Origin of the sequence: Pseudomonas tehranensis (assembly GCF_014268615.1) — a bacterium.
In the GTDB taxonomy this organism is placed as follows: domain Bacteria; phylum Pseudomonadota; class Gammaproteobacteria; order Pseudomonadales; family Pseudomonadaceae; genus Aquipseudomonas; species Aquipseudomonas tehranensis.
Genome location: NZ_JABWQV010000136.1, coordinates 1 through 12,639 on the forward strand (window position 1 = coordinate 1; position 12,639 = coordinate 12,639).

General features: G+C 61.2%; 11 protein-coding genes and 1 pseudogene. 10 read left to right on the top strand and 2 right to left on the bottom strand.

The genetic code is table 11. The features are described 5' to 3' along the window. Positions 1-98: 98 nt before the first annotated feature. Positions 99-1,582, bottom strand: a pseudogene (locus HU811_RS18005) (inorganic phosphate transporter). 361 nt (positions 1,583-1,943) lie between these two features. Then, positions 1,944-2,144: a hypothetical protein gene (locus HU811_RS18010; RefSeq protein WP_047228318.1), complete on the bottom strand. Its 201-nt coding sequence runs from the start codon at positions 2,142-2,144 to the stop codon at positions 1,944-1,946. A gap of 564 nt (positions 2,145-2,708) precedes the next feature. Here HU811_RS18010 and pcaR point away from each other — a divergent pair. From pcaR to pcaC, 10 genes are all read left to right on the top strand, one after another. After that, positions 2,709-3,551, top strand: coding sequence for a pca regulon transcriptional regulator PcaR (pcaR, locus tag HU811_RS18015; protein ID WP_092397150.1), 843 nt, complete (start codon positions 2,709-2,711; stop codon positions 3,549-3,551). 291 nt (positions 3,552-3,842) lie between these two features. Continuing rightward, entirely contained in the window at positions 3,843-5,189 is a 1,347-nt protein-coding gene (pcaK, locus tag HU811_RS18020) for a 4-hydroxybenzoate transporter PcaK (protein WP_092397152.1), read from the top strand. A 292-nt stretch (positions 5,190-5,481) separates the two neighbouring features. Next, on the top strand, positions 5,482-6,339 hold the full coding sequence (locus HU811_RS18025; RefSeq protein WP_186657298.1) for a CoA transferase subunit A: 858 nt from the start codon (positions 5,482-5,484) through the stop codon (positions 6,337-6,339). Beyond that, the gene (locus HU811_RS18030; RefSeq protein WP_171061413.1) at positions 6,336-7,118 is read left to right on the top strand and encodes a CoA-transferase subunit beta; all 783 of its coding nucleotides are present in this window, start codon (positions 6,336-6,338) and stop codon (positions 7,116-7,118) included. Before HU811_RS18025 ends, HU811_RS18030 begins: the two co-directional genes overlap by 4 nt. After that, positions 7,115-8,320: a 3-oxoadipyl-CoA thiolase gene (gene pcaF, locus HU811_RS18035; RefSeq protein ID WP_177193335.1), complete on the top strand. Its 1,206-nt coding sequence runs from the start codon at positions 7,115-7,117 to the stop codon at positions 8,318-8,320. Before HU811_RS18030 ends, pcaF begins: the two co-directional genes overlap by 4 nt. 36 nt (positions 8,321-8,356) lie before the next feature. Continuing rightward, positions 8,357-9,061: a protocatechuate 3,4-dioxygenase subunit beta gene (gene pcaH, locus HU811_RS18040; protein ID WP_092397158.1), complete on the top strand. Its 705-nt coding sequence runs from the start codon at positions 8,357-8,359 to the stop codon at positions 9,059-9,061. 1 nt (position 9,062) lies between these two features. Then, complete coding sequence (gene pcaG, locus HU811_RS18045) at positions 9,063-9,629, top strand: protocatechuate 3,4-dioxygenase subunit alpha (protein WP_186657301.1); 567 nt, start codon at positions 9,063-9,065, stop codon at positions 9,627-9,629. 134 nt (positions 9,630-9,763) lie between these two features. Further along, positions 9,764-11,128: a 3-carboxy-cis,cis-muconate cycloisomerase gene (locus HU811_RS18050; RefSeq protein ID WP_186657304.1), complete on the top strand. Its 1,365-nt coding sequence runs from the start codon at positions 9,764-9,766 to the stop codon at positions 11,126-11,128. Positions 11,129-11,140: 12 nt separating this feature from the next. Further along, positions 11,141-11,941 (top strand): 3-oxoadipate enol-lactonase, encoded by an 801-nt coding sequence (gene pcaD, locus HU811_RS18055; protein ID WP_186657307.1) that lies wholly within the window; start codon positions 11,141-11,143, stop codon positions 11,939-11,941. An 11-nt stretch (positions 11,942-11,952) separates the two neighbouring features. Then, positions 11,953-12,345 carry a 4-carboxymuconolactone decarboxylase gene (gene pcaC / locus HU811_RS18060; protein WP_014336968.1) on the top strand — a complete coding sequence of 131 codons (393 nt, stop codon included), beginning with the start codon at positions 11,953-11,955 and terminating at the stop codon, positions 12,343-12,345. Positions 12,346-12,639: the final 294 nt, after the last annotated feature.

Sequence of the window (12,639 nt, forward strand, 5' to 3'; positions counted from 1 at the left end):
CGCCTTCGCGAGCAAGCCCGCTCCCACAAAGTGGTGGTTCTGGGCATAAAAAAAGGTGCGATCCGCAAGGATCGCACCTTCTTTTTGAGCCGCTGGTATCAGCTGCCGAGGGCCTTGGACGCCAGCCAGAACAGCGCGGCCGAGAGGGCCACCGTGGCCGGCAAGGTCAGTACCCAGGCCAGCAGGATGGTCCGTACCGTGCCGCTTTGCAGACCGCTCTTGTTGGCGACCATGGTGCCCGCCACGCCGGACGACAGTACGTGGGTGGTGGAAACCGGCAGGCTGAAGATGTTCGCCGCACCGATCATGCACGCCGTGGTGATTTGCGCCGACATACCTTGAGCGTAGGTCATGCCTTGCTTGCCGATCTTCTCACCGATGGTCAGCACCACACGCTTCCAGCCGACCATGGTGCCCAGGCCCAGGGCCAGGGCGACTGCCAGAATCACCCAGAACGGGGCATATTCGGTGGTGGCGGTCAGGTCCTTGCGCAGCTTGTTCAGGTCGTCTTTTTCCCGAGCCGCCAGGCCTGGCAGCTTGCCAACCTTCTTCGCCGTGTCGTCCAGGCAGAGCAGGTAGCGACGCACTTCGATGCGGCTTTCCGATGGCAGCGAGTGATAGTCCGCCACGCCTTTGAGCCTCTCGAGCAGGGCTGCGATGGTGGGTTCGGTCTGTTGCGGGTTGCAGCTGAATTTCTCTGGCAGATCGCCCTTCACACTTTTGCCGAGCGCCAGGTATTCACCCAACGATTCGCTGTTGCGCTGGTAGAACTGACTCAGGTGCAACGTCGCGTCGCGGGTGCGCTCGATCTGGTAGGTGGTGCTGTTCAGGTCAAGCACGAACTGCGCCGGTACGATACCGATCAGCACCAGCATGATCAGGCCGATGCCTTTCTGGCCATCGTTGGAGCCGTGGACAAAGCTCACGGCCATGGCCGAAATCACCAGCACCAGGCGATTCCAGAACGGCGGGTGTTTCTTGTCGTCGATCTTGCGGCGCTGTTCCGGCGTTTTGTGCATCTTTGACAGCGGACGCCACCACTTCAGGCCAATCAATACCAGGGCGGCAATCAGGAAACCTGCCATGGGCGAGAACACCAGGGAGGCACCGATATCGATTGCTTTCTGCCAGTTCACCCCGTCGGCCAACGGGATATCGTTGATCAGCGCGTTGGCCAGGCCCACGCCGAGGATCGAACCGATCAGCGTGTGGGAGCTGGAGGCCGGGATACCGAAGTACCAGGTGCCCAGGTTCCCAGGTTCCAGGTGATGGCCGCTGCGAGCAGCGAAAACACCATGGCCAGCCCGTGTCCAGTGTTCACATTGATCAGCAGCTCTACCGGCAGCAGGTGAACGATGGCATACGCCACGCCCACACCGCCCAGCAGCACGCCGAGGAAGTTGAACACACCGGAAAAGAACACCGCCAGATGAGGCGGCATCGCTTTGGTGTAGATAACAGTGGCCACCGCGTTTGCGGTGTCATGAAAGCCGTTGATGAACTCGAAGGCGAGGACAAAGGCCAGGGCGAGCAAGAGGCTCACAAGCACCCAAGCATCCAGTCCGCTAAATAAATCGATCATGAAGGTTTTCTGACCCGGTCGTAAGGGGGCGCGATTATGCCAGAAAACCTCGGTAATCGATGCATTGCCTGCTCATCGGTAACATTCTTCAACGAAATAATTTGCAGGCACCCCTTCGAACCCTGGCGTTTAGCGGGTTGCGCAACCCATTGATTCGGGAGCGGAAAGCGCGCCAGGCAAGGGGCCGCTCGTCGTTGAACGAGCCTCAAGCGGTTGTGCGAAAAATCTGAAAAGAAGGTAAGCCATGGCCATTCCTCGACCGTTGTCGGGGAAATGGCGGCCCGCTCATGGCGGGCGTCCGGCACGGGCCGGCCAGGGTGTCGGCCGGATACCGCTTCACAAGAACATCAAGCGCTGAGCATTACCGCTCTTCCGCTTTGAGTTCCTGTTCCATTTTCTGAAGTTCCTGGGTAAAGGCCTGGTCCTGAACGGTGGCGCGTTTACGCCAGGGTTTGCGTTCCGGTTCAGGTTGCGCGGCGTAGGTGGTGATTTCCCCGCCGTAAACTTCCTTGTAACGTTGTTCCTGGCGCTCAAGTTCCGCGCGCAGTTCGTCTTTCGTCACAGTATTACCTAATGGATTGAATGGGTCTGGTGATACGCACTGCATGTAGACATGCAGACGGCCACGGCACCAGAGCTGACAGCTGACGTAGCATCAGGAGTTTCGTATAACGCCGATACGGGGGAAGCGCCATCCGGGTGCTTCGGGCACCGGCTGCCGGCACCACGCAGGATAGCAACCTGCAATGCCTGCGGACGGGAGCGGTCGATTGCCGCACCGTCACTGAGGGGCATTATAGCGGCCTGTCCGAAGAACACTATCGGGAAAAGTTAAAAGAATCTGTTGTTGTGTGAATCAATATTTGTATGTGCAACTTGTGGCAATTAGGTTTCAGGCAATGCCAGACAATGTCGCTATCCACTCTCTTGGCGCGCACTGCGTTCAATAATCGAGGCGTCATTACTTATTTATCAACCCTTCACACAAAAGCAAGGCGGGTAGGGGGAGCTTTGATTGCGATTATCGGTTAATGGTTCGATAATCGAACGGTGCTGACAGCCTGCCCCTTGTCTGTTCAGCGGGCAGCCGCTTGTAATAGCCGCCATTCCCCGGGAAGGACCAGATATGAACGACCAATTGCGCAACGCCTTCGCTTCTGTAGCGCCACCCATCGTTGCTTCGCCGGCCAAGCGCATCCAGGCCCTGACCGGTGACCCGGACTTCATGACGTCCCTGGCCCGTGGGTTGGCCGTGGTCCAGGCGTTTCAGGAGCGTAAACGGCACCTGACCATCGCTCAGATCAGCCACCGCACGGAAATTCCCCGCGCCGCCGTCAGACGTTGCCTGCATACCTTGATCAAACTCGGCTACGCCACCACCGACGGACGGACCTATTCGCTGCTGCCCAAAGTATTGACCCTGGGCCATGCCTATCTGTCATCGACGCCTCTGGCCGTGTCCGCGCAGCCGTATCTGGATCGCATGAGCGAACAGCTGCATGAGGCCTGTAATATGGCGACGCTTGAAGGCGACGACATTCTTTATATCGCCCGTTCGGCCACCACCCAGCGGCTGATATCCGTGGACCTGTCTGTCGGTGGACGCCTGCCGGCCTATTGCACCTCGATGGGCAGAATTCTTCTGGCGGCACTGGACGACGCTTCCCTGCGAGATTACCTGGATCATGCCGACCTGCAGGCCAAGACCAGCCGGACCCTGCACACTCCCCAGGCTTTGCTGGAGTGTTTGCAAGAAGTGCGGCAGCAGGGATGGTGCATTGTCGACCAGGAACTGGAGCAGGGGCTGCGCTCGATTGCCGTGCCTGTCTACGACGCCTCCGGCCAGGTGGTGGCGGCGCTGAATGTCAGTACCCATGCCGGGCGGGTCAGCCGCAATGAACTGGAACAGCGCTTCCTACCGGGCCTGTTGGGCGCCAGCCGCGACTTGAGCGCGCAACTGTTCACTTAAGCTGTTCGATAAACGCACAGAGTCGCCTCTGACGAATTGACGGTATTTGCCTCGGATCATTAATGTCGCGGCAGCGTCATCCGACGTGATCGAGCCTGCCTCGACCGATGGATGGCGGCCCAATAATAATGAGAGGCACACCTGCCATGCATACCTCCTGCGGCCTTCAACTTGACGATCGACCGGCCTGTTTGCCCCAGATCGCCCGCTAACCAACATTTTTTTGCAGCCTTGCGGTTTATTTGCCGGGCCTCTGTTCGCCTGCGTTTTCTTGCGTGGAATAAAAACAAGATGAACCAACCCCAGACCTCTGTAGGCAATTGCCTCGACGTGCAGTCCTTCATCAACGCTCAACCCATCTCGCGCTATCAGTGGCGGGTGGTGATTCTGTGCTTCCTGATTGTTTTTCTCGACGGCCTCGACACGGCGGCCATGGGCTTCATCGCCCCGGCGCTCTCCCAGGACTGGGGCATTGATCGGGCCAGCCTGGGGCCGGTCATGAGTGCGGCGCTGATCGGCATGGTGTTCGGAGCTCTCGGCTCCGGTCCGTTGGCAGACCGTTTCGGCCGAAAAGTTGTGCTGGTAGGCGCGGTCGTGCTGTTCGGCGCGTTCAGCCTGGCATCGGCCTACAGCACCAATATCGACCAATTGTTGGTGCTGCGCTTTCTGACCGGCCTGGGGTTGGGCGCCGGCATGCCGAACGCCACCACCTTACTGTCGGAATACACCCCGGAGCGTAAAAAATCGTTGCTGGTGACCAGCATGTTCTGCGGCTTCAACCTGGGCATGGCCGGTGGTGGGTTTATCTCGGCCAAATTGATACCGGCGTTCGGTTGGCACAGCCTGCTGCTGATCGGCGGGATCCTGCCGTTGATCCTGGCGGTGGTGCTGGTGTTCTGGTTGCCGGAGTCGGCACGTTATCTGGTGGTGCGCAATCGCGGCACGGACAAGGTGCGCAAGACCCTGGCCCCGATCGATCCGCACACCGTCGCCCAGGCAGCGAGTTTCAGTGTGCCAGAACAAAAAACCGTGAAAACCCGCAACGTACTGGCGGTGATTTTCTCCGGCACCTACAGCGCCGGAACCTTATTGTTGTGGCTGACCTACTTCATGGGGCTGGTGATTGTTTACCTGCTGACCAGTTGGTTGCCGACGCTGATGCGCGACAGCGGCGCGAGCATGGAGCAGGCGGCGTTTATCGGAGCGTTGTTTCAGTTCGGCGGCGTATTGAGCGCGGTTGGGGTGGGGTGGGCGATGGACCGGTTCAATCCGCACAAGGTCATCGGCATTTTCTACTTGATGGCCGGGATATTTGCCTACGCGGTAGGGCAGAGTCTGGGCAACATTACCTTGCTCGCCACGTTGGTGCTGGTGGCCGGCATGTGCGTCAACGGCGCGCAATCGGCGATGCCGTCGCTGGCGGCGCGGTTCTATCCGACCCAAGGCCGGGCCACCGGTGTCTCGTGGATGCTGGGCATCGGCCGGTTCGGCGCGATCCTCGGCGCCTGGATGGGCGCGACATTGTTGGGCCTGGGCTGGAACTTCGAACAGGTCCTGACCGCCCTGGTCATTCCAGCGGCCCTGGCGACTGCGGCGGTGGTGATCAAGGGCATGGTCAGTCATGCGGATGCGACCTGAGCCAATGATCTGAACCTTGCGGCAGACCTGTGGGAGCGAGCCTGCTCGCGATAGCGGTGTGTCAACTTGCATAAGTGTTGGCTGACCCACCTCAATCGCGAGCAGGCTCGCTCCCACAGGATCAGGGTGTTTGGGAAATCGTTAGCCAAACAACAATCTGTTCGATAAACGAACGCTCAGTCGATTATCGGATTGTTTGGCTATCACCCTCAGCTTAATCTTCAGTCACTCCGGCGCTTAACCTCGCGCCTTTTTCTTCATCTTGATCTACTGAAAAACGGGAGCCTGCCCCATGGCTGAAATCCTTTCGCTGCACGACGCAGTGAAGCAATTCGTCAATGACGGCGATACCGTCGCGCTCGAAGGCTTCACTCACCTGATTCCGACGGCGGCGGGTCATGAAATCATTCGCCAGGGCAAGAAAGACCTGACGCTGGTGCGGATGACGCCCGACCTGATCTACGACCAGTTGATCGGCGCCGGTTGTGCGCGCAAGCTGATTTTCTCCTGGGGCGGCAATCCTGGGGTGGGCTCCCTGCACCGACTGCGCGATGCCGTAGAAAAGCAGTGGCCGCAGCCGCTGGAGATCGAAGAGCACAGCCACGCCGACCTGGCCAATGCCTACGTCGCCGGGGCCTCAGGCCTGCCATTCGCGGTGCTGCGGGCCTACGCCGGCTCTGATCTGCCAAAGGTCAATCCGCTGATCAAAAGCGTAACCTGCCCCTTCACCGGGGAAGTGCTGGCCGCCGTGCCATCCGTGCGCCCGGACATTACAGTGATCCACGCTCAAAAAGCCGACCGCAAGGGCAATGTCCTGTTGTGGGGCATTCTCGGCGTGCAGAAAGAAGCCGCCCTGGCCGCCAAGCGCTGCATCGTCACCGTGGAAGAAATCGTCGATGACCTCAACGCACCGATGAACGCTTGCGTGTTGCCAACCTGGGCGCTGAGCGCGGTGTGCCACGTCCCGGGCGGCGCTCATCCGTCCTACGCCCACGGCTACACCGAACGTGATAACCGTTTCTACCAGGCGTGGGATCCGATCGCCCGGGATCGCGAGACGTTTACTGCCTGGATCAACGAATACATCCACGGCACCCGAGATTTCAGCGAATTCAAAACCCGACTGGCTGCTGCTTCGGAGGCGAAATAATGACGTACTCCACCAATGAAATGATGACCGTCGCCGCGGCCCGTCGATTGCAGAACAACGCTGTGTGCTTCGTGGGCATCGGCCTGCCATCGAAGGCGGCCAACCTGGCGCGGCTGACCTCGTCGCCGGATGTGGTCCTGATCTACGAATCCGGTCCGATCGGTGCCAAGCCCAGCGTATTGCCGCTGTCCATCGGTGATGGTGAGCTGGCTGAGACCGCGGACACTGTCGTACCCACCGGTGAGATTTTTCGCTACTGGTTGCAGGGCGGACGCATCGACGTCGGCTTTCTCGGTGCAGCCCAGGTCGACCGTTTCGGCAACATCAACACCACGGTGGTGGGCGACTACCATCAACCGAAAGTCCGCTTGCCGGGCGCCGGTGGTGCACCGGAAATCGCCGGTTCGGCCAAGAGCGTGCTGATCATCCTCAAGCAGTCGGCGCGCTCGTTTGTCGACAAGCTGGATTTCATCACCTCGGTCGGTCACGGCGAGGGCGGTGACTCCCGTAAACGCCTGGGCCTGCCGGGCGCCGGTCCGGTAGGTATCATCACCGACTTGTGCATCATGGAGCCGGAAGCCGGCAGCCATGAGTTTGTGGTCACCGCGCTGCACCCCGGCGTAACCCGCGAGCAAGTCGTTGCCGCCACCGGTTGGGCGATTCGTTTTGCCGACCAGGTGCAAACCACTGCCGAGCCGACCGAAACAGAGCTGCGCGCCCTGCGCGATCTCGAAGCACGTACTGCCGCGGCCCACGGCCAGGCACCGGGAGAAGCGTGATGCGCGACGTTTATATCTGTGATGCGATTCGAACCCCCATCGGTCGCTTCGGTGGCGGTTTGTCCGCGGTACGCGCCGATGACCTGGCCGCCGTGCCGATCAAGGCGCTGATGGAGCGCAACCCATCGGTGGATTGGAATGCCGTGGACGAAGTGTTTCTCGGCTGCGCCAACCAGGCCGGCGAAGATAACCGCAACGTGGCGCGCATGGCGCTGCTGCTGGCTGGCCTGCCGCAGAGCATTCCCGGCGTAACCCTCAACCGCCTTTGCGCCTCGGGCATGGACGCCGTCGGCACAGCCTTCCGCGCCATCGCCAGCGGCGAAATGGAATTGGCCATCGCCGGCGGTGTGGAGTCGATGTCCCGCGCACCGTTCGTGATGGGCAAGGCCGATGCCGCGTTCTCGCGCAACATGAAGCTGGAGGACACCACCATCGGCTGGCGCTTTATCAATCCGTTGATGAAAAGCCAATACGGCGTGGACGCGATGCCCCAGACCGCCGATAACGTGGCCGATGATTACGCGGTGTCTCGCGCTGACCAGGATGCTTTCGCCTTGCGCAGTCAGCAGCGCACGGCGGTCGCCCAGGCCGCAGGGTATTTCGCCGAAGAAATCGTCCCGGTGCGCGTCGCCCACAAGAAAGGCGAAACCGTGGTCGAGCAGGACGAACATCCCCGCGCCGACACGACGCTGGAGACCTTGAGCAAACTCAAGCCGGTCAACGGTCCAGACAAAACCGTCACCGCCGGCAACGCCTCGGGCGTGAACGATGGCGCGGCGGCTATGATCCTGGCGTCGGCCGAAGCGGTGAAGAAACACGGGCTGACGCCGCGGGGCAAAGTGTTAGGCATGGCCAGTGCCGGTGTGGCGCCTCGGGTGATGGGCATCGGCCCGGTGCCAGCGGTGCGTAAGCTTACTGAGCGCCTGGGCCTGGCGGTCGCCGACTTTGACGTGATCGAACTCAACGAAGCCTTCGCCAGCCAGGGGTTGGCGGTGCTGCGTGAGCTGGGGCTGGCGGACGACGCGCCGCAGGTGAACCCCAATGGCGGCGCCATCGCCCTCGGTCATCCGCTGGGTATGAGCGGAGCGCGGCTGGTGCTGACGGCGTTGCATCATCTGGAAAAGACCGGCGGCAAGAAGGGCCTGGCGACCATGTGTGTTGGCGTCGGCCAGGGGCTGGCGTTGGCAATCGAACGCGTCTGACGCGTCGTTCTACTAATAAGAACCGAGGAATGCTTCATGACTGACAAGCCTGGTTATCGTCGCCCCCAAGCGGGCACCCAGCCGGAGTACCTGCACCCGCCATACCAGTCCACCAACCTGCGCTCGCCGTCCAAGCCGTTGGTGTTCCTGCCGCATTCGCTGTCGGAAATCACCGGCCCGACTGTCGGTGCCGACCGTGTGCAGGAGAAGGATAACGACCTGACTGCCCAGCATGCCGGCGAGCCACTGGGGGAGCGGATCATCATTCACGGGCGCGTGCTGGATGAGCATGGCCAGCCTGTGCCGGGCATCCTGGTGGAGATCTGGCAGGCCAACGCCGCCGGGCGTTACAACCATGACCGCGACAACCATGACGCGCCGCTGGACCCGAACTTCACCGGCACCGGTCGCACCGTCACCGACGCTGACGGTGGGTATCAGTTCCAGACCATCAAGCCCGGCGCCTACCCGTGGGGCAACCATCACAACGCCTGGCGCCCGGCGCATATCCATTTCTCACTGTTCGGTCCGAGCATTCTGACGCGGCTGGTGACGCAGATGTATTTCCCCGGCGACCCGCTGCTGGCCTACGACCCGATCTACAACTGTGTGCCGGACACCAGCGCCAAGGAACGCCTGATCGCCCGTTTCGACCTGGAAAAAACCATTCCTCACTACGCCCTCGGTTATCGTTGGGACATCGTATTGCGCGGCCGCGATGCCACGCCGATGGAGAAATAAGATGACGCTCACCGCCACCACGTCTCACACCGTTGGCCCTTACTACCACATCGGCCTGACCTGGCTGAACCGCGAAGACCTGACTGTCGCTCAAACCCTCGGCCAGCGCGTGGCGATCACCGGGCAGGTGATCGACGGCAACGGCGAGTTCGTCAATGACGCGATGCTGGAAGTCTGGCAGGCCAACGCCGCCGGAAAATACGCGCACCCGGAAGACGACCAGGACAAGCCCCTGGACCCGAATTTCGAAGGCTTTGGCCGGGTGCCGGTGGATGCCGAAGGGCGTTTTCGTTTCACCACCATCAAGCCGGGCTCCGTGCCGGGTCTTGGCGGCACGACCCAGGCGCCGCACCTTGTAGTGCTGGTGTTTGCCCGCGGTCTGGTCAAGCATTTGCTGACGCGAATCTACTTCGATGGCGAGCCGGCCAACGAAACCGATCCGCTGCTGGCCTGCGTGCCCGAAGAGCGTCGCGCCACTATCGTGAGCAAGCCCGATGCTTCGGGCGTTTATCAGTGGAACGTGGTCCTGCAGGGAACAGATGCCGAGACGGTGTTCTTCGATTACTGAGTCCGCTTCGGTCCATTGCAGGCAAACCTTGCCCCCACAAGCGCTGCACAATACCTTGCAAGCAAGGTTTGCCCGAGTACCGATCAGCGACCGACAGCGAGATGCTGTCCGACCTGCACACCCAAGGACTTTTTATGAGCGAACGACCGGGTAATCAGCTCTTTGATGCCTACTTCACCGCCCGCCACATGCGCGAGGTGTTTTGTGATGCGGGCCGGGTGCAGGCCATGCTCGATGTCGAGGCGGCGCTGGCCCGGGCTGAAGCGAAGGTGGGCTTGATCCCTGTCAGCGCAGTGGCTCCGATCGAGAAGGCCTGTGACGCGCAGTTGTACGATTTTTCGGCGTTGAGCGAGGCGATTGCCACTGCGGGCAATTCGGCGATTCCACTGGTCAAGGCCCTCGGCAAGCGCATTGCCGCTGAAGACGCCGAGGCTGAGCGCTACGTGCACCTGGGGGCCACCAGTCAGGATGTGATGGACAGTGGGTTGGTGCTGCAACTGCGCCAGGCATTGGGTTTGATTGAGGGCGAACTGGCGCAACTGGCCACGATTCTCGCCCGCCAAGCCGAACGCTACGCCGCCACGCCATTGGCCGGACGCACTTGGTTGCAACATGCAACACCGGTGACCCTGGGCATGAAGATCGCCGGGTGGCTGGGGGCGATCACCCGTAGCCGCCAACGCTTGAATGAGCTCAAGCCGCGCTTGCTGGTGTTGCAGTTCGGTGGTGCCTCCGGAACGCTTGCTGCGCTGGGTGAACAGGCTTTGCCCATCGCCGAAGCGCTGGCCGCCGAACTGCAATTGAGCTTGCCGGAACAACCTTGGCACACCCAGCGCGATCGCCTGGTTGAGTTCGGTTCGGTACTGGGCTTGATCGCCGGCAGCCTGGGCAAACTGGGTCGCGACATCAGCTTGTTGATGCAGACCGAGGCCGGTGAAGCGTTCGAACCCTCGGCGCCGGGCAAGGGCGGTTCGTCCACCATGCCGCACAAGCGCAACCCGGTGGGTGCTGCCGTACTGATTGGCGCCGCGACCCGGGTCCCAGGCCTGTTGTCGACGCTGTTCAGCGCCATGCCCCAGGAGCACGAACGCAGCCTTGGCCTGTGGCATGCCGAATGGGAAACCTTGCCGGAAATCTGCTGCCTGGTGTCCGGCGCCCTGCAACAGGCGCGGCTGCTGGCCGAAGGTCTGGAGGTGGACGCGGCGCGCATGGCTCGCAATCTGGAACTGACCCAAGGGCTGGTGCTGGCCGAAGCAGTGAGCATCGTCTTGGCCCAGCGGGTCGGCCGCGACACCGCGCACCATTTGTTGGAGCAATGCTGCAAACGCGCCGTGGCTGAGCAACGTCATTTGCGGGACGTATTGGGGGACGAACCTCAGGTCACTGCGCAGTTGTCCGCCACCGAGCTGGATGATTTGCTCGACCCCGCTCACTACCTCGGCCAAGCCCAGACCTGGGTCGCCCGCGCTGTAGCTGAACACCTTGCCTTGAACGCCTGAAAGGAGACTGTTGTGGGATTCGTCAAACTCGCCGAAGGCGAACTGAACTATTGCTTCGATGGGCCGCAAGACGCCCCGGTGCTGGTGCTCTCCAACTCCCTGGGCACCGATCTGCACATGTGGGACGAGCAGGTCGCGGCCTTCAGCGAACACTTTCGCGTGCTGCGTTTCGACACGCGCGGCCACGGTCAATCATTGGTGACTGAAGGGCCGTACAGCATCGAACAACTGGGCCGCGACGTGCTGGCGATGCTCGATCAGCTGAACATCGACAAGGTGCATTTTTGCGGGTTGTCCATGGGCGGATTGATCGGCCAATGGCTGGGGATCAATGCCGGCGAGTGGCTGCACAAACTGGTGGTGTGCAACACCGCCGCCAAGATCGGCGACCCTTCAGTGTGGAATCCGCGCATTGAAACTGTGCTGCGGGATGGCAAGGCGGCGATGGTCGCGCTGCGGGATGCTTCGATTGCCCGCTGGTTTACCGCGGATTTTGCCGAGGCCCAACCTGCGAAGGTGAAGAAAATCACCGACATGCTCGCCGCCACCTCGCCCCAAGGCTACGCAGCTAACTGCGCGGCAGTGCGCGATGCCGACTTCCGTGAGCAGCTGTCGTCGATCCGCGTACCGCTGCTGGTGGTCGCCGGTACCGAGGATGCCGTGACCCCACCGTCGGGCGGGCACTTTATCCAGGAGCGGGTCAACGGCGCCGAATATGCCGAATTCCATGCCGCGCACCTGTCCAACGTCCAGGCCGGCGCTGCGTTCAGCGAACGGGTGCTGGCTTTCCTGCTGGATACCAGTGGTTCTTGAGGGGTTTTTTTGTGGACGAGAAACAACGTTACGACGAAGGCATGCAAGTACGCCGCGCGGTGCTGGGCGATGCCCACGTCGACCGTAGCCTGAATGCCTTGACCGAGTTCAACAGTGAGTTTCAGGAGATGATCACCCGTCATGCCTGGGGCGACATCTGGACCCGCCCGGGCCTGCCGCGCCACACCCGCAGCCTGATCACCATCGCCATGCTGATCGGCATGAACCGCAACGAAGAACTCAAACTGCACCTGCGCGCCGCTGCCAATAATGGTGTGAGCCGCAGCGAGATCAAGGAAGTGATCATGCAGAGTGCTATCTATTGCGGCATCCCGGCGGCCAACGCCACCTTCCACCTGGCTGAGTCGGTGTGGGATGAGCTGGGCGTCGAATCACGGGCTTGAGAACCACCGCTAGTCCTCTGTGGGAGCGAGCAGGCTTGCGATAGCGGTGTGTCAGCCTGCATGGTTGCTGAATATGCCGCCGCCATCGCGAGCAGGCTCGCTCCCACAGGGGCTTTGCGGTGGATACAAATTTTGAGGCCACACAAAAAACAGTGTGGGAGCGAGCCTGCTCGCGATGACGGTGGGTCTGTCACCCTAAATGCCGACAGACCCACCGCAGGGCTTTACAACAAGCTAATCGGATAGCTGACGATCAGGCGGTTCTCATCGAACTCAGTGGTGCTGAAGTCCCGG